The 24,616-nt window shown below is 58.8% G+C and carries 9 protein-coding genes; 3 read left to right on the top strand and 6 right to left on the bottom strand.

What is annotated here, in order from left to right; genetic code table 11:
• Window positions 1-78 precede the first annotated feature (78 nt).
• A complete protein-coding gene (locus M9Q49_RS15185; RefSeq protein WP_254509628.1) occupies window positions 79-1,125 on the bottom strand; it encodes an L-threonylcarbamoyladenylate synthase in 1,047 nt (348 codons plus the stop codon).
• A 203-nt stretch (window positions 1,126-1,328) separates the two neighbouring features.
• Here M9Q49_RS15185 and M9Q49_RS15180 point away from each other — a divergent pair, with 203 nt between their 5' ends.
• The 3 genes from M9Q49_RS15180 (at window position 1,329) to M9Q49_RS15170 (ending at window position 18,969) form a co-directional block, all read left to right on the top strand.
• A complete protein-coding gene (locus tag M9Q49_RS15180; protein WP_254509626.1) occupies window positions 1,329-3,407 on the top strand; it encodes a carboxy terminal-processing peptidase in 2,079 nt (692 codons plus the stop codon).
• A gap of 289 nt (window positions 3,408-3,696) precedes the next feature.
• Window positions 3,697-5,034 (top strand): 6-phosphofructokinase, encoded by a 1,338-nt coding sequence (locus M9Q49_RS15175; RefSeq protein ID WP_254509625.1) that lies wholly within the window; start codon window positions 3,697-3,699, stop codon window positions 5,032-5,034.
• Between the two features lie 402 nt (window positions 5,035-5,436).
• Window positions 5,437-18,969, top strand: a complete 13,533-nt coding sequence (locus M9Q49_RS15170; protein WP_254509624.1) for a beta strand repeat-containing protein — start codon at window positions 5,437-5,439, stop codon at window positions 18,967-18,969.
• A gap of 15 nt (window positions 18,970-18,984) precedes the next feature.
• On the opposite strand, the gene M9Q49_RS15165 is transcribed toward M9Q49_RS15170, so the two are convergent.
• The 5 genes from M9Q49_RS15165 to M9Q49_RS15145 form a co-directional block, all read right to left on the bottom strand.
• Window positions 18,985-19,974, bottom strand: coding sequence for a hypothetical protein (locus tag M9Q49_RS15165; RefSeq protein ID WP_254509623.1), 990 nt, complete (start codon window positions 19,972-19,974; stop codon window positions 18,985-18,987).
• A gap of 90 nt (window positions 19,975-20,064) precedes the next feature.
• Entirely contained in the window at window positions 20,065-21,192 is a 1,128-nt protein-coding gene (gene rsgA / locus M9Q49_RS15160) for a ribosome small subunit-dependent GTPase A (protein ID WP_254509621.1), read from the bottom strand.
• A 92-nt stretch (window positions 21,193-21,284) separates the two neighbouring features.
• Window positions 21,285-21,944, bottom strand: a complete 660-nt coding sequence (locus M9Q49_RS15155; RefSeq protein WP_254509620.1) for an HD domain-containing protein — start codon at window positions 21,942-21,944, stop codon at window positions 21,285-21,287.
• 62 nt (window positions 21,945-22,006) lie between these two features.
• A complete protein-coding gene (locus M9Q49_RS15150) occupies window positions 22,007-24,142 on the bottom strand; it encodes a hypothetical protein (protein ID WP_254509619.1) in 2,136 nt (711 codons plus the stop codon).
• A 115-nt stretch (window positions 24,143-24,257) separates the two neighbouring features.
• Window positions 24,258-24,611, bottom strand: a complete 354-nt coding sequence (locus M9Q49_RS15145; protein WP_254509618.1) for a hypothetical protein — start codon at window positions 24,609-24,611, stop codon at window positions 24,258-24,260.
• Between the last annotated feature and the right edge of the window lie 5 nt (window positions 24,612-24,616).

Raw genomic sequence — 24,616 nt, 5'->3', positions numbered from 1 at the left:
AAAGTCGCTGACGCTCTTTCGGCGGATTTTGGCGAGGAACTTCCATTCATCGACCGCGGAGCGTTCGACGACTGTGGGCTAATCTCGCGGCGCTGCTGCTTTTTGCAGGCGATCCCAGATGGCCGCGTCTTTGTTCGCGGGATCGCGTTCGTGGGCAATGATCAGGATCGGATAGCCCGCGTCATCGGCGGCGCGGAGGGCAATATAAAGGCGCTGAGCGCGAACAACCGGATCGGCAGGGAGCTTGTAGAAGTGCGCCGTGTGGACGTTGGCCGCTTTGGCGATGGGGGCATCGCAGAGAACGGCGTATCGCTGGCCGGCATCTTCGCAGCGGCGGATGGTGCTGCGGAGCTCGATCGGTTCGACGACGATCACCTGCGCCCGCGGCGCGTAGTGGCTTTGCAAACGGCCTGAAGCTCGGGTCTGGTTTTCAGCTGGATCGCCCAGGTATTCGCCAATGACGGCTTGCAGTTGTTCGACCGAAATTGCGCCCGGCCGCAACAGCACCGCCTGTTCGCCGGTGAGGTCGACGATCGTCGACTCCAGGCCGACCTGCGATGCCCCGCCGTCCAGAATCAGGTCGACGCTATCACCCAGTTCCTGGCGGACGTGGGTTGCCAGCGTCGGGCTGATCCGGCCGAAGCGGTTGGCCGAGGGGGCTGCCACGCCGCGGCCAAACTCTTTCAGCAGCGCGAGGGCCACGGGGTGATTGGGAACGCGCAGGCCGACGGTTTCCTGACCGCCGGTGACGACATCGAGGGCCTTGGGGCTCCGCTTGAGAATCATCGTCAGCGGGCCCGGCCAATAGCAATCGGCCAGCCGCAGCGCGCACTTGGGTATATCAAACGACCACTGATGCATATCCTGCGCTTCGGCGAGGTGGACAATTACCGGATGGTCGGCAGGCCGACCTTTGGCAGCAAAAATCTTGCGAACAGCGGATTCATTTTCGGCATCGGCGCCGAGGCCGTAGACGGTCTCGGTTGGAATCGCGACCAGTCCGCCAGCACGCAGAATCTCCGCAGCCTGAGTTATTTGCTGCGAGTAGGCAGGCATTTGTTGCTGCGCTGCTGCAGTTTGTGGCGGCGGGCTGTCGGAAGTGGGCAAATCAGAAGAGGAGTTCACGCGAGTAAGTCAATCTCAAGTTGTGTCAGGAATTGGGTTTCGTGCAAATCGTAACGTTGATTCGTGTTGTCTGAGGTCACCGCGCGCGATAGAATTCGCGCGACTGGTCCTACCATTTATCTGGATTACCTGACCCGCATTTTTTCACCCATCCACGTGCGATGCGGCGGCAAGCAGCGGGTTTTAGGGGCGAGGATTCTCGAATGCGACTGCTTTCTCACACGACGTGTCGTCGGCACCTTTCCAACCTACTGGCGACCGCGGTGCTGAGCATGATGCTGCTGCCCGCAGCCATGGGTCAACAGCCGGCGCCGGCGACGCTCAATGCGCCGCGGGCAGCTGACCGTCGTATTACCATGTTAGTCAACGAGTTGATTGCCCGGCAGCACCTGTCGAAGCACAAGCTCGACGACGAAATCTCGAATCGGGCGCTGGATCAGTTCGAAAAGAAGCTCGACGGGATGAAGTTCTACTTCTATCAGTCGGACATCGATGAATTTGCCAAGCAACGCAACGAGCTCGACAATCAGCTCGGCGCTGGCGACATCACGTTCGCTTACACGGTGTTCAACACGTTTTTGAAGCGGATCGACGAACGGCTGGTGACGGTCGATGAATTGCTCAAAGAAAACCTCGACTTCACCGTCGATGAATCGATCATCACTGATCCGGCCAAACTGGCTTATGCCAAGACGCCTGCCGAAGCCAAGGATCGCTGGCGGAAGCGGATCAAGTTTGACTTGCTGACCCTGAAAAACGACAAAACGTTGAAGGGCGAAGATCCCAAGGTTCGACTCAAGCGGCGGTATGCCAATTTCGCCCGCCGGATGCATCAGACCGACAGCGACGAACTGTTGGAAATGTACCTGACCTCGGTCACGACGTCGTACGATCCGCACACCACGTTCATGTCGCCCAGCTCGCTGGAAAACTTCCGCATCATGATGACGCTGAACCTCGACGGTATCGGCGCTCAGCTGGAAGATCGCGACGGTTACACAGTGCTAAACAAGTTGATTCCGGGTGGTGCTGCTGAAAAGAGCGGTCAACTGAAGGCCGAAGACCGCATCGTGAGCGTCGGACAAGGCGAAAACGGCGAAATGGTCGACGTTGTCGAAATGAAGCTCAACGACGTGGTTTCGAAGATCCGCGGCAAGGCCGGCACCGTGGTGCGCCTCGGCGTGTTGCCTGGTGCTGGTGGCGAAACCAAGATTGTTCGCATCGTCCGCGCCAAGATCGAACTCAAGGACAGCGAAGCTCGCGGCGTGATCTTCGAAGAAGGCAAGAAGCAAGACGGCTCGCCGTTCAAAATCGGCGTGATTGATCTCCCCAGCTTCTACATGGATATGGAAGCCGCCCGCGAAGGCCAGGCCGATTTCAAGAGCTCGACCCGCGATGTGAAGAAGCTGCTCGACGGCTTCAAGGCCAAGGGCGTCGATGTGGTGATGCTCGACCTCCGCCGTAACGGTGGCGGCAGCTTGACCGAAGCGATCAGCCTGACTGGCCTGTTCATCGACGAAGGCCCGGTCGTGCAAGTGAAAGATCCGAACGGCCGCGTGACGCAGTACGACGATATGGAATCGGGCATCTACTGGAAGGGCCCGCTCGTGGTGCTGGAAAGCAAGTTCAGCGCTTCGGCCAGCGAAATTCTCGCCGGCGCCATTCAGGATTACGGTCGCGGTTTGATCATTGGCGATTCGACCTCGCACGGTAAGGGCACGGTGCAAAGCCTGCTCGACCTGGGCGAAACGATGTTCAAGGTCGGCAACCCGCCGAACCTAGGCGCGCTGAAACTGACGATGCAGCAGTTCTATCGCCCGAACGGCGAAAGCACGCAGCGTCGCGGTGTGCTCGCCGATATCGTGTTGCCGTCGATCACCGATCATATGGACGTGAGCGAAGCCGATCTCGATCACGCGCTGGCTTTCGACAAGATTCCCTCGGCCAAGTTCGACAAGCTGGATCAGGTCAACACCGGCTTGGTGAATCGCCTGCGGGAGGCATCTGATGCGCGTCGCAAGACTTCGGACGACTTCAAGAAGCTGGCCGGCAGCATCGAGAAGTACAAGGAACAGAAGACCAAGAAAGAGATTCCGCTCAACGAAGCCAAGTACCTGGCTCGTCGCGCCGAACTCGACGCCGACAACGAAGAGCAGAAGATCGACGAACGGCTGAACGACTCCAGCAAGGTCGTCGACCGCGACTTCTACTTCAACGAATGCATCGGCATCACGATCGATTACCTCCGTTCGCTCGGCAAGGATAAGGTCGCGATCAAGTAGTTTGCTTAACTGACTGCGGATGCAGTCCTGTTGTTGCTCTGTCAGCTACAACATTGCCCCGGCGGGCCCAACGCATTCTCGCCGGGGCATTTTCGTTTGAATCGGCAGCATTAACTGGCTGCTGGGGCAGATGGATTTACCTTAATCGTAGTTGCCAGTCGCGGTCCAACTACGGTGTGCATAGCGCAGACCGCTCCTTGGCCAAACTCCTGCCGAATCTTAAAATGCGGGATTGAGCTGCACTTGAGCAGCGGGCGATTCTCAGGCGGCTTTTACGGAAGAACGATTCATGGCAGACTCCAAAAATCCCCCCACCAGCACTTCGGCTTTTTCTCCGCCGGCGAAGCGCGATTCGCACATCAAGCGGGTTGGGATTTTGTTCGCTGGCGGCCCTGCTCCTGCCGCCAACGCGGTGATTTCGACGGCGGCCAATTCCTTCCTGCGGGCCGGCATCGAGGTTTACGGCATTCTGTACGGCTACTCAGGGCTGATCGATTACACTCCGGAAAAGCCGCTCGAAGAAGAGAAGCACTACCGCAAGCTCACTTCGCAAAACCTGAAGCGGAGCCGGAACTCGCAAGGGATTTTGATCGGCACGGCTCGTGCCAACCCAGGCAAGCTGATTAGCGCGCCAGCGCATCTCGACGATCCGCAGCTCAGCGCTCCACTGCGTCGCGTGTACGAAGGTCTGTGCTCGCTCGGCATCGACGCGCTGATCTCGATCGGTGGCGACGACACGCTCAAGACCGCCAACAAGTTCAAGATGCTGCAGGATCGCCTGCCAGCCGGCGCCAAGAAGATTCCGATCGTCCACCTGCCGAAAACGATCGACAACGATTACAAGGGCATCGACTTTACGTTCGGCTATTTCACCGCCGTCGAAACGCTCGCCTCGGAAATCCGCAACCTGCTGGCCGATGCAGAAGCTTCGAAGTCGTACTTCCTCACCGAGACGATGGGCCGCAGCGCTGGTTGGCTCAGCTATGGCGCCGCGATCGCCGGCGAAGCCAGCCTGGTGATCAGCGTCGAAGACATCATCGGCAGCTACCGCTTGAAAGAGACTGTCACCAATCCGAAGACGGGTGAAAGCGAAGTTCGCGAGATCATGGATGTCGATCGCGTCGTGGCCCGCATCGTGAAGACGATGGTCGCCCGCGAAGAAGAAGGGAAACAGTTCGGCGTGATCGTGATGGCCGAAGGGCTCGCGGAATTGCTGCCGCAGAAGTATCTCGAAGGTATTCCGCGCGACGATCACGGCCACATCTCGATCTCGCACGTCAATCTCGGCCGGATGTTCTCGAAGCTCGTGACCGAGCTCTTCAAGAAGCAAACAGGCCGCGGTCGCAAGGTGACCGGTTTGCAACTCGGCTACGAGTCGCGTTGTGCCCGACCGCACGCCTTCGACGTCATGCTCGGCAGCCAACTGGGCGTCGGCTCCTATCGCGCACTCGTGGAAGAAAAGCTCAACGGCGTGATGGTCTCGGTCATCGGCCAATTGCAGTTGCACTACGTGCCGTTCGAAAACCTGATCGATGCCGAAACGCTGGTCACGGTGGTGCGCTACATCGAAACCAGCAGCGACTTCCATCGCCTGGCTCGGTTCCTCGAGACATACGTCGACGAATAGTCTCTGCAGTGATTCATCGCGAGCGCGGTTGCGCTCAGCAGAAAATAGTTGGAAATTATTCTGCGTGAAAATAATTCTCGCAGAGGTCGCGTTCGACGCGCAAACTCGATGCTGGGTTGTGGATCGGAAACGAACATCCAGCCTTCTAAATTTAATCTTGGCAGCGGGGCTCTCCTGATCACCTTTCAGGAGTAGACAAGCCCCGCTTCGCCATTATATTCCCCTTCCGAAACCGGCAGCGATTCTGGATGTTTCGCGCGTGCGCACGTGTGCGCCGCCTCCCCTGAGCCGTGTTTGCGATGTTTCCTTGATGGCCCGTAGCGCCAACCGCACTCGCCGGCGGATTGGACTCTCAACGGGAATCGTTGTGCAAGTTTAGCACTTTCAATCTGGAGCGATTCAATGTCCCTGGTGCGCGCCAATCGTCGTCCTGCACGGCTCCGCAAATCCCGCAAAGTGAGCCAAAAGAAGCGGGCCTTGCTGTTTGAAACATGCGAGCCGCGGCAGGTGCTCACGGGCTTTGCGCCGGCACTGTACTGGGGGCCGAACCCGGCTGAATTTGACAGCAACTTCGCCGATGGGGGACGCGCGCTGACCGATGTCCCTGGCGCCAATCTCGATAACGCCGTCGATGCCGTCACACAGGCGGATGGCAAAACAATTGTGCTGTCGAATAGCTCAGGGTTCGACGGAACGAATCAGTTCGTGACCCGCTACAACACCGATGGCAGTTTGGATACGTCGTTCGGCGACGACGGCATTTACAAGTACAGCGCCGCAACGTTGGCGGGGAATGCGCTAGCGCTGCAGCCCGATGGCAAGATCATTGTGACGGGCCGGAGCAATTCTTCGATCGGATTGACTCGGCTGACAGCGGATGGCCATACCGACAACTCGTTTTTTGGCGGCGGCGTTTCGACTTTCACCTTTGATAGCGGCCCGGCAGAAGCGGCGCAAACACTGGTGCAACCCGACGGCAAGCTGATCGTGGCGGGAGCAGCGCAAATGCCACAAGGCCGCGTCTTCGTGACGATGCGGTTTCTAGCCGATGGTTCGTTCGATAGCACGTTCGGCAATGGTGGCTTGGGGATTTTCGATTTCGGCAGCTATGTCAGCGAATACGTGACGGGCGCGGTCCAGCAGGCAGACGGCGGAATTGTGGTGGTCGGCTACGTCTACGATCAGTTCGGCTTGAACAATGAAGCCGCGATCGCTCGGTTCACACCCAGCGGTCAGGCCGACACGTCGTTCGGCTACGGCGGCGGAAATCTTACCGATTTCGGAGGCACGAACGGCTATGTGTCGGCCGTGGCGGCTCAACCAGGCGGCGGTCTTGTCGTCGCAGGTTATGGCAATAGTAGCGGCAGCGACGACGACATGGTTGCGGCTCGTTTCGACTCCAACGGCATGCTCGATCCGTCGTTCGGTACGGCTGGCACGGTAGTTATCGACTACGACAACGATACCGACGGCGCGACCGATCTCGTGCTGCAAGCCGATGGCAAGATTGTGCTCGGCGGTCGCGCCGATCTGAACGGCGACAGTCGTTTTGCCCTCGCGCGACTCAACGCCAATGGTTCGCTCGATTCAACGTTTGGAACGGCTGGGTTGGCGACTGCGACAATCGAGGGCGCTCGCGCGGTGGGGCGCGCGCTCGTAGCGCAGGGGGCAGGATTCGTAATGGCCGGATCCGTGCAAACATCCTCAGCAGGCCTCGAAGCCGGACTCGCGCGCTTCGACAGCAACGGCGCGGTCGATACCAGTTATGGCGAGGACGGGATCGTCACGACGGGCCATACGGGACCGACAGGGCAAGTCGGTCAAACGGTGATGGTGACGCAGCCCGACGGGAAAACTTTGGTCGCCGGCGCGGTGATGGGACTTGCTGGTGGCGTTCGCTGGGGCGTCGCGCGTTACAACGTCGATGGCTCGCTCGATGCCACCTTCGGCACGGGTGGCAAGCTCAACACGCACCTCGGCACTCTATTCGATGAGATCGGTGGGATTGCCCTGGACCAGAATGGGAGGTTTCTGCTGGCCGGCGTTTCGCTCGATAGTGAGGGCAATCATTATGTCTTCATCAGCCGGTATGAAGCCGATGGTACGGTCGACGCCACGTTTGGCGACAACGGCGGTGTGCAGCTGGCTCTGGCAAGCAGCGTGACCGTGCGTTCGGTCGAAGTGCAAGGTGATGGAAACATCGTGGTTCTCGGTAGCGCGATGACCACCACTTCGAATTCGTTCGATGTGTTCTTACTTCGTCTTTATTCTGATGGCTCGGTCGACGATACATTCGGCACGGGCGGCCTAGTGATCACCGATCTCGGCGGTCAGGAAGAACCGCGGGATATGCAACTTTTGCCGAACGGCAAAGTGGCCGTTGCTGGCCAGATTAGCGACGCGGGGAACGGCGATTACTTTGTTGCCCAGTACAACAACAACGGCGTGTTGGATGCGAGCTTCGGTACCGCGGGGGTGATTTCGGGCCCGGCAGGGACCAGTGAGCACGGGATCAAAGCACTGGCGTGGCAGATCGATGGCTCGCTGCTGGGCTTGATCAACACGCTAGAAGGAAACCTTGGAGTACTGCGATTTCTCAGCAACGGCGCGCTGGACACCTCATTTGGGACGGGCGGTTTAGCGACGGCGGAGTTTTCTTACGGCATTGATGTGAGTGCGCTCCTCGTACAAGGTGACGGCGTTATTGTGGCCGGCGGCACGGCGTATTCCGTTGCTTCGTCCGGCAATGACTTTGCCGTGGCTCGCTTCAATTCCAGCGGCGCGCTCGATCGGCGTTTCGGCATCGGCGGCGTACAGTTGCTGGATGTCTATTCGAGTGACGACCGGCTGTACGCAATGTCGTCGGCCTCGGACGACGGCATCCTGCTCGGCGGAGTCTCGGTCAACTACAGCAATGTGACGTATGACTTTGCAACCGCGAAGCTGCGCGGCCAATTTGCCACACCGACGGCAACTACGTGGGAAGGCGCGAAATACACGCTGGAGCTTGGCTTGAATGATGTCGACGTGAACGACACTCACACGGCGACAATCGATTGGGGTGATGGCACGATCGAAAGTGGTTCGATCAATGAAGGTGGCGGCCTGGGAACGCTGCGGGCCACGCATCGCTATGCAGATAGTGGCCAGTATGCCATCAACGTCACGGTGAGCGACAGCGGCGGAGAGTCGTCGCTGTGGACGAACATCGTCTACGTCCAGAATATCGCGCCGGTAGTTTATTACGGTCCGAACCCGGCGACGCTCGATCCGAATTTCGGCGGCGACGACGGCGTGGCAACTGTGAGCGTGCCAGGGCCGACGATGGACACTGCCCTGAAGGTAGTTGCGCAGGCTGACGGCAAGACAGTGGTACTGGGCAGCAAGATGAGCTTCGGCAGCGCCGACTTTTTGATCTCGCGCTACAACGTCGATGGTTCACTCGATACCACCTTTGGTGATGGTGGTATTGTGCTGCAACCGATTTCTTCGGCGGGAGTCAACTTCGGCCCGACGACGCTCGTGGTTGCCGCCGACGGCAGCATTCTCGTCGGCGGGCAACAGAGTAGCGGTACAAACCGGTTGGCCATGCGGCGGTACAGCGCGGCTGGTGTGCGCGATCTGTCGTTCGGCGTGGATGGCACGGCGACGTTTGAATTTCAGCCTGAATCGCAAGAGCTGTTGACGAATGTCGTCGTGCAGCCCGATGGCAAGCTCCTGCTTGTCGGATTGAGCGATCTGCCCGATGCGCGGCGAATTGCGCTCACGCGGTTTAACAGCGATGGCACCGTGGATACCACGTTTGGTAATTCTGGCGGCGTGCTCACCAACCTGACGGTGTGGGACACGGTGTCTGCCGTCGCCGTGCAGTCCGATGGGCGTATCGTGCTGGTCGGTTCGCGCTACAACTCAGGTAACAACGATATTCTCATCGTGCGACTGTTGGCGGATGGCTCTCTCGATAACAGTTTTGGCAGCGGCGGATTGACGACGGCCGACTGGGGATCGAATAGCGAGTACAGCAACGCAGTTGCGATTGCCTCGGATGGGATTCTGGTCACTGGCACGACCAACGCGACCACGCAAGACATCATCGTGTCGAAATACGATTTCACAGGGGCTCTCGTTTCAACCTTCGGCAACGCCGGCGTGATCTCGCTCGAGTTTGCGGATGGAAACGATAACGTGAGTGGCCTGCTCGTGCAGAGCGACGGCAACGTTGTGGTTACGGGAACCGCACAGACGACGGCTGGCCAGTTCGCGGCGCTCGCGCGACTCAATGGAAGCACTGGTGCGCTCGATGCGACATTCGGCACTGCGGGTAAGGTGCTGAGCAATCTCAATGCTCGGATTGCCGGCACCAACTCGGCAATTTTGACGAGCAGTGGCGAGATCGTGGTGGCCGGTGTCGTGATGGTTGGTGAGATCTTCTTAGATATCAACATGGGCGTCGCGCGCTTCTCGAGCAACGGTGCGCTCGATGCAACATTCGGCAACGAAGGCGTAGCCATGACAGCGCTGAAAGGGCGTGCCAGTGTCTTCGATCGTTCGATAATGGCGGTGCAGCTCGATGGCAAGACGATCGTGGCAGGCGTGGAAATGGCGATGGGCGCCGGACAGTTCTGGGGCCTGGCACGGTTCAATGCCGATGGTTCGCTCGATTCGACGTTTGGCGATCAGGGGACGATCGACGTTATGTCGGGCAAAGCGATCATGCGAATCGGCGCGGTCACGGTTCAAGGAGACGGCAAGATTCTCGTGACCGGAACCGTCTATTCTGTGGCGGGTCCGTTGCAAACAGGAGTTGTGCGGCTGAATGCCGATGGCTCGTTGGATGCTACGTTCGGCACGGACGGTGTCACCACCTTTTCACTGAGCAATTTCGATCAGCCTCGTGCGATTGCCGCGGCCGCCGATGGAACGATCGTTGTGGGCGGCACATTACAAGCCACGAGCGGCCAGGATTATTACGTGGCGCGATTGCTGGCGAGCGGCGCTTTGGATTCGAGCTTTGGCGATGCAGGTGTGGTGCGAACCGATGTGGGCTCGAACGATAGTCTTGGCGGCATGCAATTGCTGGCGGATGGCTCGATCGTGATTGCCGGGCAACCGAAGAGCAACGCGTACTCACTGGTGAAGTACACCGCGACTGGCGCACTCGATCCAACGTTTGGACTCAACGGCATTGCGCGCGGTAATTTGTCGAACGCTTGGCAGGGGCTACTTTCGCTTGCCCGGCAGAGCGACGGCAAGTTGATCGCTTCGTTGACCGTACAAACGCCAACCGGTAACGCTCCGGCGGTAATGCGATTCTTGGCTGACGGCACGCCCGATCAATGGTTCGGCGACAACGGGATTGCCATCGCCGATTTGGGGCAGTCGTCAGGCGAAGGGACGAGCGTGGCCTTGCAGGGCGATAACAAGATCCTCGTCAGCGGCACGGGATATCGCTTTGGCGGGTCTGGCCCCGACATGCTGATTGCGCGGTTTACGACCGACGGTCTGGCAGACTACGGCTTTGGTGACGACGGCGTGCAGTTTGTGGACATCAACAACGGCATGGATGCGAGCTGGGCCGTTGGTGTCGCTCCTGATGGGGGCATTCTGGTGGGTGGCACGAACTTCGACTTCATGCACGGATCGACGACTCCCGACTTTGCCCTGGTACGATTGCGGGGCGATGCGAGCCCGTTCTCGGCAATTCAAGAAGGGCAGTCCTTCACGTTCGACTTCCGCTTCACCGATCCCGCTGGGCAATTCGATACTTACAGCGCCTCTGTCGACTGGGGTGACGGCACGTGGGAGCCAGTCAACATTCAGCAGATTGGAGACAACGATTACCGACTCATCGCGCGCCATCACTATGTCAACGATGGCGTGTATGTAGTCCGCGCCGCGGTCGGTGAAGAGGATTACGGCTTGACTTACTTCGAGCATGAATTGACCGTCGACAGTGTCGCGCCGGTGATTTTGCCGGGACCGAACCCGATCAGCCTGGATCCGGATTTCGGTGTCGTCACGACCGACATTCCCGGCGGCAGCATTGATGAACCGCTCGATACGGTCGCGCTGCCGGACGGCAAGGTTCTGACGCTCGTGCAGTCGTACACGTTCAGCGGACCGAAGTTCCACGTACTGCGTTATCTACCGAACGGCAGCCTCGATGATTCGTTCGGCGTGAATGGCGATCTGTACGTGCCGATAGGCTCTACGGGTACCTTGAAGCGGCTGTTGGTTCAATCCGATGGCAGCATCGTGTTAGCCGGCAACAACTTCAACGGCCTGAACTACGACCTGGCGTTGTTCCGACTAACTGCGAGCGGCGACTACGACTTCACGTTTGCATCGACGGGACTCGTGATCATCAATGGCGGCGGGAATGAAGATCTACGCGATGCGATGTTGGACCATGACAAGATCGTGCTCGTGGCGCTGAAAAACAGCGGCTTGGTTGGAGTGTATCGGTTGCAAGCCAATGGTTTGTTCGACACGGCCTTTGGGAGCGGCGGCAGTAACACGATCGACATTGGCCCTGGGTTCGAGTCGCCAGAAGCAGCGGCTTTGTTCGCCGATGGTTCGATCGCGGTGGGTGGAACGCAAACGGTCGCTGGAGTGAGCGAGCCGTTTGTGATGAAGGTCACACCGAGCGGGCAACTCGATCTGTCGTTTGGCAGCGGCGGTTCTGTCGTTACAACGATTGGTACCGAAGGGGGCGGAGTCAATGACCTGGCCGTGCAAGCCGATGGCAAGGTGTTGCTCTCTGGTTATTCGCAGGGCTTCCCGCGCACCTATCCGCTGCTGCGTTACGACGCTGCGGGCACACTCGATTCCACTTTCGGCACTGGCGGAATCGTGCAAATGGATACGACCGGCGGGACGATTCTGTTGCCGGCGGACGGCCGGATTGTGGTCGTGCGGAATGGTGTTTCTACGGAGGGAGATGCTGTTGTTTCCCTGGCACGTTACCAAAGTAATGGAACGATCGACACTTCGTTTGGGACCGCGGGCTTGGCTGAACTGCACGTGCCTGGCGTTGGCCTGCAAGTAACAACGGGTTCGCTGCGCGCTGATGGGCAGATCGTGATTGCGATGGCCTATGCCACGACAAACCTGATTACGAAGTACGACGTGGGAATGACTCGTTTCAGCGTTAGCGGAGTTGTCGACTCTACGTTTGGTACGGCGGGCATCGCCGTTACTGACCTGGTGGATTCAACGGTGAGCCTCGCGCCGACAAAGGTGGTGGTGCAGCCCGACGGCAAGACGCTGGCCGTGGGTGCTACGAACGATATCGCGGGAGAAACTTCTTGGACCCTTGTCCGCTATAACGCCGATGGCTCGCTGGATTCGACTTTTGGTGGCGACGGCTTTGCTGGGACAACCATTCCGGGAGCGGGGGCTGCTGACGTTGGTGATATCGTGCTCCAACCTGACGGCAAGATCGTGATCGCCGGACATGCCTACACGCAGCAGGGACCGCGGCTGACATTGGTGCGTTTTAACAGTGATGGCACACTCGATGCGAGTTTTGGCAGCGGTGGGATTTCCCTGGTGGATTTTGGCGTGGTCGATACGCAGATTGCCGATGTTGCAATTCAGGCCGACGGCAAGCTAGTTGCGACGGGCTATCTGAACGTCGGCACTTATTCGATCTTGGTGCTGCGATTCAACACAGATGGCACGCTCGATCAGACGTTTGGCAACAACGGTGTGGTGCTGACGCCAATTCTGTATCAGAACCGCGGCAAAGCCGTGGCGATTCAAGACGATGGCAAGATCGTCGTTGGCGCCGGGTATGGCACGTTCGACGGCATGATTGTGTTGCGGTATGACAGTGCGGGCAACCTCGATCCGTCGTTTGGCACTGACGGAGTCGTGTTGCCGTTCATGGACTCTCCCACCGTAGAAGATCTGAAGATCACCTCGGATGGGAAAATTGTCGCTTTGGGGACAACCAATTCCGGCGATGGAATCGTCGTTCGTCTGAATGCCGACGGCTCGGCCGATGAAACGTTCGGCGAGCATGGTCTGGCCGACGTCGACTTCCATTCGGTTGCCGAACTGTTCAGCCTTGCCTTGCAAGCCGATGGCAAGATCCTGATTGCGGGTTTTGCCGACCGGGCCGGTATGACGGGACTCGACTTTGCCGTGGCGCGATTGACGGCAGCTGGTCAGTTGGATGCAGGCTTTGGCAATGGTGGTATCTATTTCCGCGACGTCGGTTCGTACACCGATCTCGGCAGATCGATCGCAGTCGATCCCACGGGCGGTTTTGTCGTAAGCGGCACAACAGACAGCAGTCCGACTGCCGATTTGGTTGTCGTGCATTTTCTGGGTGATGTTGCTCCTGATTTAAACGCCACCGCCGGCAGTCCCTATACGCTGACCGCGCACTTTACGGATGCGGGTATTCTGGATACGCACACTGCGACCATCGATTGGGGTGACGGCAGTCCACTGGCGACGGCGACCATCAATGAGTTGAACGGCATCGGCACGGCTGCTGGAACTCATAGCTACGCTGCAGGAGGAAGTTTCACCGCAATCGTCACCGTCACAGACGATGAAGGCTTGGCGAGCCATCGTTCGTTTGTGATCACCGTTACGCAAACGGCGTCGACGACGGTCGGCATGGTGGGTGACGATCTGAAGATTCTCGATGTCGCGGGAGACGTTGCTAACCATTTGACGATCAGCCGCGTGGGTGATTACATCCGCGTAACTGATCCTGACAATCCGCTGGTGGCAGTGGCCGGCGGGATTCAGATCGATACGCACACGGTCGATGTGCTGTTCAGCAGCGTGCTGGGCATGCTGAACGCTGATTTGCGCGACGGCAGCGATACGCTTACGTTTGATCTGGCCGGTGGTAATCCATTGCCGCTGTATGGAGTCTCGTACCAAGCGGGCGGCGCAACCAGTGGGTCTGGCGACAAGTTGCTGGTTGTCGGCGGCGCCACGACGTTTACGAATCTCCTGCTGTATGGCCCGGGTGCGGGAACTCTTGTGTTGGGCGGTTATGGCGTTGTCGCCTTCGGCGAGACCGCTGTTGTACGGAGTGAGAGCCCCACTTCGAATGTGTCGATCTCACTTTACGGCTTGGCAGACAACGCACTCCGGGTAAATGACCTCGGTGGCGGCGTGGCCCAGCTGACGAATAACGGCGCTTATTCCACGGCAGAATTTGCGTTGCCCACGGCGGGTGGTTCGCTGTCGCTCTCGCTGGGAACGGAAGATCAGCGGTTGGAGTTCAATTCGTTGGCGTTAAACGCCAACACCACGTTGAATATCAACGGCGGCGACGGAACGGATGTCATTATTCTGGCGAATGATGGCCCGCAAACATTCACCGGTAACTTGAATGTCACTGCGGAGATCATTGCTCAGGGCGGTGCTTTGAACTCCACCAGCCAGGTTTCGCTGACCGGTAGAATTCTCATGCTCGCCAATCCGATGAACGAACTCTCGGGGCGTATCGATGGCTATCAGCTGACCGACGTCAGCTTCAGCAATTCGGTTCCCTACACGATTGGAAACTTCACGGCGAGTGGCAATGTATCACTGTTTGGCGCTGGCTCGGTGCAGCAGGCGGCGAACACTGCGATCAACGTTACCGGGGCGTTCAACGTAGGTTCGATGTTTGGCGACATCATTCTCGATAGCCCATACAACGATTTTCAAGGGCCTGTGTCGATCGGGACGACTGCCGTGGTGTCGCTACGCGATGCCAACGATCTGCTGCTAGGATCGCAGACCGCAGGTACGCTCACGCTGGTTGCCGCCGGGGCCATTTCTCAAGCGGGAACCATTTATACCTATGGAAATTCGGCGATCACGGCGAACACGATTGTGTTAACGGAGGCGAACGAATTTCAAGGAGCAGTCAGCCTCACCGCCGCGCACGCGCGGATTCGCGATGTGAATAATTTGCAACTCGGCGAAGTGCACGTCACGAATTTGTTTGCGGTGCAATCGGGGGGCAGCGTTACACAAACGCCCGCCGGCATTCACGCGGCAGAGATGGCAGTAAGGGCGGAATCGGCGATCTTCCTGTCGACTTCGACGTTCAATCATGTGGACAAGGTCGCGCTGACCAACATGAGCGGCGTCGCCACCTATGGGGACAGCGGCTCGCTCGTGGTGGGTGTGGTCGATGGAGTCGTCGGCGCGAGTTCGATCAGCGGTCAAGTGATTTTGTCGGCGGCCGCGAGCCTCGACGTTGTGGCGAGCATCACGGCCCCGCTGGGACCGGTGACTATTTCTGCAGGGACAGTCCGGATCGGAGCCTACGTTTATTCGGACAGTCAAATCGCTGCCGTTGCGCTGAACTACTTGGAACTCGCTCCGCTGGGGCGTTTGCAATCGTCTGGCGCTGTGAATCTGTCCTTGAGCCAAGCCGGCAGCATTGTGCTGGCTGGGCTCGCAGTGGGGAGTCCACTGCGGCTGAACGGCAGCTCGTCGGCGAATGTGTTTCAGATCGCGGGGACTGCCAGCTTCAGCAGTTTGCAAGTATTCGGCAATGGCGGCTTCGATATGTTGATGTACACCGGCACGGCCGATACGCAGTGGAATCTGACGGCAGCCAGCGCGGGCAACATTCAGGGCCTGAGCGCTGCCGTGCAATTCTCGAACATCTCTGCCGTCGCCTCTGGCAGCGGCAACGATACCTTTGCCATCGGAATGGGAAGCTCCATCAGCAGCGTGGATGGCGGCAGTGGCAGCGATACCCTCAGTTACGGCGCGTTCACGACTGCCGTGGTCGCTAATTTGCTCACGGGAGTTGCTCCCGGTGTGGGTGGAATCGCTGGCATCGAGAATCTGACCGGTGGTGCGGGCAACGACACGCTCACTGGCAACAATGGCGACAACATCCTGACGGGTAACGGCGGCAACGACGTGCTGATCGGCAATGACGGCGCCGATGTGCTGATCGGCGGCGCAGGAAACGATACGCTCAACGGCGGTTTGGGTGACGACCGCTATGTCTTCGATACCGACTCGGCGCTGAATGTCGATACCATCGTGGAGGCTGGCGGCATCGATACGCTCGATTTCTCGAGCACGACGACGATCGGCATAACGATTCGTCTCGGCACCACTGGCAACCAAGTGGTGAATAGCAACCTGACACTCAATCTGGGTTCTGCCACGACGATCGAGAATGTGATCGGCTCGGCGCAGAACGACAATTTCACTGGCAATGAGTTGTCAAACACGTTCACTGGCGGCTTGGGTGATGATACCTACAACTTCGCCACGGCTACCGCGGCTCAGATCGACACCATCGTGGAATTACCGGGCGAAGGGACCGATCTACTGAACTTCAGCACGCTGACGGCGAGCGATGCGCTGGTGATCAACCTCGGCAGTTTGGACACGGTGATCGGTTCGCACACCAATCGCGTTTTGCACGTCGGCGCTGCTGGTCAGGCGGCCAATCTGGAGAATGTCACCGGTGGCGCTGGGAACGATGTGATCATCGGTAACGCCGCCGACAACGTGCTGTTGGGTGGCAACGGCGATGATTCACTGTTCGGCGGCTTGGGATCGAACACCATCAATGGTGGCGCTGGCACGGATTGGGTGAATGTGCAGCGCGATGCTGATTTCACTTTGACTGCAACCACACTGAGCGGTTCCGACGGCGCCGTCGACACGCTGATTGCAGTGGAGAACGCCAATCTGGTCGGTGGCGATGGGAACAATACCTTCACCATTAACGGCTGGGCGGGCGGGGGGAGCATCCTCGGCGGCAATGGCAACGACACAGTCAACGCAATTGCCAATGTCAATTTCACCCTCGGCAACTCAGCGCTCGTCATCGGGACGAAGACCATCACCCTGGGCGGCGTGGAGGTTGCGAATTTAACCGGCGGGGCCGGGAATAATTCATTCACCATTGGCAACTGGACGGGCACGGGTTCGCTCAACGGCGTGAGTGGCGCCGATCGTTTGTATTACACGAGCGACACCTCGATCATCATTCTGAGCGACACTTACTTCACTGCTGCCGGTATGTTCCTATCGTTGAGCAACATCGGCCGAGCCGATCTGACCGGCGGTGCGGGATCAAACTTGTTCACGGTCGCGGGCTGGACTGGCAATCTCACGGTGGTGGGCGATGGCGGTTTCGATACGCTCATTTCGCAGCAAGATGCCAATTTCACGCTGACCAACACATCGCTGGCCATCTCGGGTTTGCCGACCTGGGCGATCTCGGGTTTGGAGTCGGCGCATTTGATTGGCGGCGCGAGCGACAACACGTTCACGGTGAGCGGTTGGACTGGCACAGGCCGGATTGCCGGCAGCGGTGGGAACGACACCGTGGTCGCGACGCGGAATGCTGACTTCACGCTGGCGTCGACCAGTCTGGCTACTTCCGACGGTCTAACCATGGATCTCGATAGTGTTGAACTAGCCAACTTGAGCGGTGCTGCGGGCAACAACCTTTTCGAAGTGAGCGGCTGGACCGGTGGCGGCAAACTGACGGGCGCTGGCGGCACCGATACCATCGTCGTTGCTAAGGATGCCAACTTCGTGCTGTCGGCGACGAGCCTGACGGCCAGCGATGGTTTGAATCTGGTGCTGGCCACCATGGAAGTTGCCTACCTAAACGGTGGCGTGGGCGACAATTCGTTCGATGTCGGCGGTTGGAATGGCACGGGTGCGCTCACCGGTGGTGGCGGCACGAACACGGTTGTCGCCAGTCGTAATGCCAACTTCACGCTGGCGAATGCGTCGATCGCGGCCAGTGGTGGATTCACGCTCACACTCTCGAATGTGACTCGTGCCTTGCTGACCGGCGGTACGAGTGCCAACACGTTCAACTTGAGCGGCTGGACTGGTGGTGGTTCGCTTGATGGTGGTGGTGGCAATGACATTCTGGCGATGACGAAGTCGGGCGATTTCATGATCGACGATTTTCAAACTGGTACGAGCGATGGAATGGGAATGCTGTTGTCGTCGATTGAAATTGCCAATCTCACGGGGGACGCGGGCGCCAACCGTTTTAACATCCTGAGTTGGACCGGCCGCGGTACGCTGACGGGCGGTGGCGGCAACGACACGGTGCGGTCGATCAAAGCCGCCAATTACGAGTTGGCCAATACTCGGCTCGAAACCGATGACGGCATGCTCCTCACGCTGGCCGGCATCGGTCGAGCGGAACTCGACGCAGGGCCCGCGAACGCGACGTTTGATGTGACCGGTTGGACCGGCACTGGCCGACTCACCTCGAGTGGAATCTATGCCAATGTCACCGTGACGCGCGATGCGAACTTTACGTTGACCAATTCGCTCCTCACGATTTCTGACGGCACTTCGTTCGAGCTAGCCGGCATCACCGTCGCCGAACTCACGGGTGGCGCGGGGAATAACATCATCAATGCCGCAGGTTTTTCGGGTACTGCCGTGCTCAGCGGTCTGGGTGGAAACGACTTCCTCTTCGGCGGCTCGGGAAACGATGTGCTGAACGGCGGCAACGACAACGACGTGCTCGTCGGCAACGGCGGCAACGATACGCTCGCGGGAGGCGCGGGGCGCGACTTGCTCATCGGTGGCTCGGGCGCCGACAACGGCGAAGCCGATCTCGTGCCGGTTGGCGTCGATGGTGGCGGCGGCGATGATCTGCTGATTGCCGGGACAACTACTTACGATGCCAATCAGGTGGCCCTCGCGGCGATCATGGCCGAGTGGACCAGTGCCAATAGTTACGCAGTTCGCGTCAGCAACCTGCGTAACGGTACGGGCTTGAACGGCAGCGTGGTGTTGCGAGTGGCTGGCGACGCGGGGCCAGGATCACCGACGGTCTTCGATGATCACGCGATAGACAATCTCCGCGGCCAGGCCGGAATTGATTGGTTCTTTGCCAATATTCTCGAAGACATCCTGATCGATCGGACTGCTGCGAGCGAAACGCTGAGCAATCTCAGCTGATGAACCAAGCGTCGTCTAATACCGCTCCGTCAAACGAATCAGCAACGTGCTCCCTGGAGCATAGTCGCCGTTGCCGGAGCGGTAACTCAGATCGCGATCGAAGACGTAGCCAATCTCGATGCCGGTTTCGCCACCCTTTTCCGTACGTTCCGAAATGCCGAAGAGCAGCCGCAAATCGCGATAGGTGACGACATCGGCGGCGTTGTTTGCGCGCTCGATGGCCCACGTGCCGCCGCCGAGTTCACCGGCCAGGTAGATCGCGCGCTGCGGACTCACGCGCAGTTCGACGCGCGGGTGTGGAAAGACAAGCTCCAGTCGCAGATCGTCGCGCGGCGTGAGAATCACACCGGCGACAGGCAGAATCTGAATGTCGTCGCGATTGAGATAGTCGACGCCGAAGACGAAGTCGATTTGCGAGTCCCAGCGATAATAACCAACCGCATGACTTGGAAACCGCACCCCCTCGCGGGCACTTCCTTCGAAATCGCTGAACGCGCCGACTCGCGCGGCAACATCGTAGCCAAAGGAATCGGTGACCCATTTGCGCTTTTGCCAGCCGATTTGAAAATCGAACAATCGCGGCGGCATATCGGTTTGCACCGGGCCGCTCAGCCAGTGAATGTTGACGCCGGCGACCAGACCCGAGGTTTTGTCCTGCGGCAGGATCGGATGATTCTCCAAGCTGAACATGCCGAATTTATCGCGGCCGCCCATCAGCCAGCTGGTGTCGTTGTCGCGCAGGTTGTAACCGAACGGCGCAGGCTGCATGGCGAGCAGTTGTGCTTCCGACAGCGAAGGGACGATCGGATCCTCAACCACATCGAGCGGAATCGTGCCGGGCAATTCTTCGCTCGTCAGCGGTTCGGCGACCGGCGGCAATAGCTCTGCTTCGCTAGCGGGCGGCGGCAACTGCGCAACTGCCAGCGGCGCCGCGGCACAGCAGAAAAGTGCGCAGCACAGTGCGGCCAGCAAATCGCAGCGAAAGCGGAAGACAAGATTCAACACGAGCAATCGGCCCCAGGTCGATGAGAAACCAACGCGGGTTTATGGCGATTGGAAAGAAGAGCGTCAAGTTAAACTGGGGATGTTTGCCGCCTACGCCTCATCGCCTGCGAACAAATGACAGTAGCTCTCATACCGACGCACGTCGAGCTTGCCATCGGCGACGGCGTCTTTCACGGCGCAGTCGGCTTCGTGTTGATGGGTGCAATTGGCAAAGCGGCAGTGGCTGACGTAGGGGCGAATGTCGCGATAAAAACCGGCGACCTCTTCAGGGACGACGTCCCAAAGTTGAAACTGCCGAATGCCAGGCGTATCGACCACGTAGCCGCCGGCTTCGAGCGGGATGAGTTTGGCGACGGTGGTCGTGTGACGCCCCTTTTCGTTCTCGGCACTCACGCGGCCGACTTTAAGTTCGAGGCCAGGCTCGATGGCATTGAGAATCGAACTTTTGCCGACGCCGCTTTGACCGGCGACGACGCTTTCCTTGCCTTTGACGAGTCGCCGCAAGCGATCGATGCCGATGCCCAGCTTGGCGGAAATCAACAAGACTTCGTAACCCATTTGGCCGAAGACGCCGGCCAGCGGCTGCAGGTCGGCAGGGTCGATGAGGTCGACCTTGTTGATGCAAATGACTGGCTGAATTTGCATTCGCTCGGCTTCGACCAGCAGGCGGTCGATCAGGTTCGGCTTGAGGCCGGGTTCGGCAGCACTCGAGACGATCAGCAGCTGATCAACATTGGCGACGATTGCATGCTGACGATTGCGGCTGGTGCGGCTGACGATGCTTCGCCTCGCCTCGATCCGTTCGATCACCCCTTCGTCGCCACTGCCGGGCGTGAAGATCACCTGATCGCCGGCGATGACTACGTGACGCAGGTCGGTGCTCAGGCTCTTCAGCACGCCGCGCGTCGAACATTGAAACAGCCGGCCGTCTGGTGCTTGCACGATACTCACCAGGCCGTGCACGCTCAGCACTCGGCCCAGACGCGCTGCGTGATCGGCATCGGGCTGCACGGCAAAGCCGCCCGTGGCAGCATCGGCGTCCTGCCCGACAACGGTGCGTCTGCGCGAAAGTTCACCCTTGCCGCTGACTCGCTCATCCTTGATGTGATCTTCGGAAAGATTTTCCTGCTGAAAGTCGCGCGTCAAGTCGCCGCGGCGGACTCGGCCTTGATGGTTCTTGCGAAACTCCGTGCGTATTTTTCGTTTCCGTTGGCTCATATGTATTTGCAAAGTAGCTGAATTCGCCAGAATTCAGAGCCATCAGTTGGGCGGTGACTATCTGAATTCTGGCGAATTCAGCTACATCGTTTTCAGCGCTGGCCATTCCACTCCGCGAGGAACTGTTCCAAGAATTGCTCCATGAACCGATGACGCTCCGCGGCCAACTGCCGGCCGACCGACGTGTTCATGCGGTCCTTGAGCAAGAGCAGCTTTTCATAGAAATGGTTCAGGGTCGGCCCGGCATTTTTTTTGTAAGCGCCGAACGAATCGTGCGGCGTGGGTGGCACCGCGGGGTCGTACATCGCGCGGCCTTTGTGGCCGCCGTAGGCAAAGGCTCGGCCGATGCCGACTGCGCCGATGGCATCGAGCCGATCGGCGTCTTGTACGCATTGGCCTTCGATGGTGCACATCGGTGTGGCGACGCCAGCGCCCTTGAAGGAGAGCGAAGCGATGATGTCGCACACGTGTTCGATCGTCGGCTCATCGATGCCGAAGCGGTCCATCCAAGCGCGAGCCGCTCGCGGCCCGGCTTCTTCGTCGCCGCCGTGAAACTTCCAATCGGCGATGTCATGTAGCAGCGCGGCGAGTTGCACGACGAACAGATCGGCCGATTCACCGCGACCGATGGTGACAGCCGTTTTCCAAACCCGCTCGATGTGATGCCAGTCATGGCCGGAGCTATCGCCGGCCAGCAGATTGCGAATGTGATCGGCAGTCGATTCGAGAATGTCTTCCTGGGTGCAATTCATCCCCGCAGTTTAGCAGAAACTTGCGGGGGCTTATGTCGATGACAGCGCGGAGTGCGCGATGACTAGCTCAGATCCAACTCCTGGATGAACTTATCGAGCGCCTGCCGACCAGCTTGTTCATCAGCGAGGGCAGTCTTGATTTGCTCGCGGAGTTGTTCGACTTTGTCTTCTTGCTCGTTGAACTTCGTGACGTAACGGCGGAAGAGGTCGGAGTCCTTCGGCAGCTGCGTCATGTTCTGGCGGACGCGATTTTGCTCTTCGAAAATCACCTGCACCTGGCGCTCGAGTTCGGCCCGCTTGACGGTCAGTTGACCAAGAGCGGCTTTCTTTTTGATCACTTCGGCCAGGCCCTGCTTGACCTTGTCGCTCACGACCTTGGCATTGATGTAGTACTGGATCGAGCCGTCGTCGAGGTTGTTGACATAGAACTGCTGCGTCGCGGTTCGCTCTTCCTTGACGTCGAGATTCGCAGGCTTGCCCGGCTGCGCTTTCACGGCGAACCGGTATTGATCGCGGGTCTTTTCCGTGGCTTCTTTCGGCTCGATCAATGTCCAGTTGGTATCGAGCGCGTATTCAATCAGAACGTTCTTTTCTTTCTTGCCGCTGTTCTTCACCACGTAGCTTTGTTTGCGGCCGTACTTGCGCGTGGCGTGTATCGTCCCTTTGACGATCTTTACGCTGACGAGTTGCTCGGGATCGCCCGACGAGGTCGGCGCGACTTCGGTATCGAGATCCATCGCATAGCTGATGATCCGTTCCGATTTCGGCGGCAGGTCCTGAATCTGGGCGTCGCCCGCATACGAGCCGTCGTCGAAGACCGTGATCGGCCCCTGCATCAGGTGCAGGTCGGTGCTGTTGGTGAACTTCAATCCGTTGAGCGGATGCTTGGCATGCACGCCTGGGTTGTAGATTGAAATCTTGTCGGCAGCGACCGATTCATTGACGATCGGCAGCATCGCGCTCTTCTGCCGGGCGACGGTCACCGGGGTGGCGATCTTGTATTGAAACATTTCGCCGACATCGCTGGCCTGCGCGGCTGACTCAACGCTGGCGGCAACTCGCTTCATATCCATCTGCCGTTCGCTGCCCGCTTGTTCCGCCGTACCTCGCATACGAGCGCCGTTCGCGGCAAAGCCCCCTGGACCGGCCGGCGCGTTTGCTCGGCTGAGTCGTTCACCTTCGCCACGCCCATCGGCGAGTCGCTTCAAATTCGTGGCTTCATCCGCGGCCCGACCAAAGTCACGATCGGCCGAGGCGAGATCTTGATCGTAAGTACGCGGCCGGAGCGACGAATACAACTCAGGCTTTACTTCCGGACGATCGACATACAGCGGCTGATAGAGATCCATCACGAACGAAATCGGCCGGCCGCTGATGAGCGTCAGATTGACGTTCTGCCAATCTTCCTCGGTCGTGTTTTCGACGATGGCCCAGCCTTGCAGCAGCGGCTTTTCATCGCTGAGGACGAGCCGATAGCTGGTCTTCCAGATCGGCGACTCTTGGATGTAGCCGACCTTCACGGGCCGTTTGCCGGCGCCGGTGAAGTTGAGCGTGACGCTCTTCTTGTCCTTGGTGTTCCCCATCGCGAGCACCATCAAAGCTTGTCGCAGTTCGGCATCGAGCTTGGGATTGCTCAGCTTGATGCGGCCGACGCTATCGAGGGCCACGCTGCGCAGACCATCATCGGTGAGCAGGTTGAGGTAGGTGACCTCGACCGATTTATTTTCGCCGACGGGTTTGGTTCGTTTCTCAATGCCGACAATGGTGCCGGTCAGCGCCGAGGGGGAATCGATTTCGATTTTTTCGCCGCGGACCTGCACCAGCAGATCGGCGAGCGTGGGATTGCTCGTGAGGTCGATCGAAAATGTCCGCAGTGCGCGAGTGATCGGATCCTTCGAGCCGTAAGAAATCGTCGAGATCCGGCCGCCGCCATCATCCTGCAGGACCATGCTTTTCAGCAAGTCGTTGATGTCGCGCGTGTTGAACTTGAGGTCGATCGCCGTGTCGCCCTGCACGTCGCCGTTGCGCTCGTAGAAGGCCACACCCGAGCTGAACATGACGATCCGCTTGACGGGAATTTGCCCGTCCTTGGCATCTTTGTCTTTTTCCTGCCCATAAGCCAAGCCACTCGAGAACACGGCCGAAACGCCGCAAGTGATTGCCAGGGCAGTACTTAAGAAATTGCGAGATAGCCGCATAAAACGCTCCGCCCAAAGAATAGATCGCCCGCCTGCTGTAACTGTACGTTATGACGGATTTGGCCGGGAAATCGTTTTGCGAAAAGAGCGACGGAGCGCACAACGTGGTCAGTAGCTACTTGCGTACGCTGCCGTCGAGCATCAACTTCGGCCCGGAATTGCCGGGCGGCTTGCCAAGGACTGTATTGGAAGCGCCCGCTTTGGCTTCCGAGAATTTCAGGCCCCACGTCAGTTCATAACCGGCATCGCGCACGCGTTCGATGTGCACGGGGTCCATGTTATGGTCTTTGGCCGAGGCAATGAGCTCGGTCCAATTATTAGGACCGATATTGTGCTGTTCGTGATAGATGTGCCAGGCGAGCCCGGTCTGTTTCAGATCGTTGATACGTTTCGCTTCGCCATTTCCGCAGCCGACCAGCAGCGCCACGGCCGATGCGAGCCATAACGACGAAATGAAGAACCGATTCATAAGTC

Origin of the sequence: Anatilimnocola floriformis (assembly GCF_024256385.1) — a bacterium.
Classification (GTDB): domain Bacteria; phylum Planctomycetota; class Planctomycetia; order Pirellulales; family Pirellulaceae; genus Anatilimnocola; species Anatilimnocola floriformis.
Note: the sequence above shows the minus strand (reverse complement) of the source record. Positions and strands in the feature narration are given on the sequence as shown.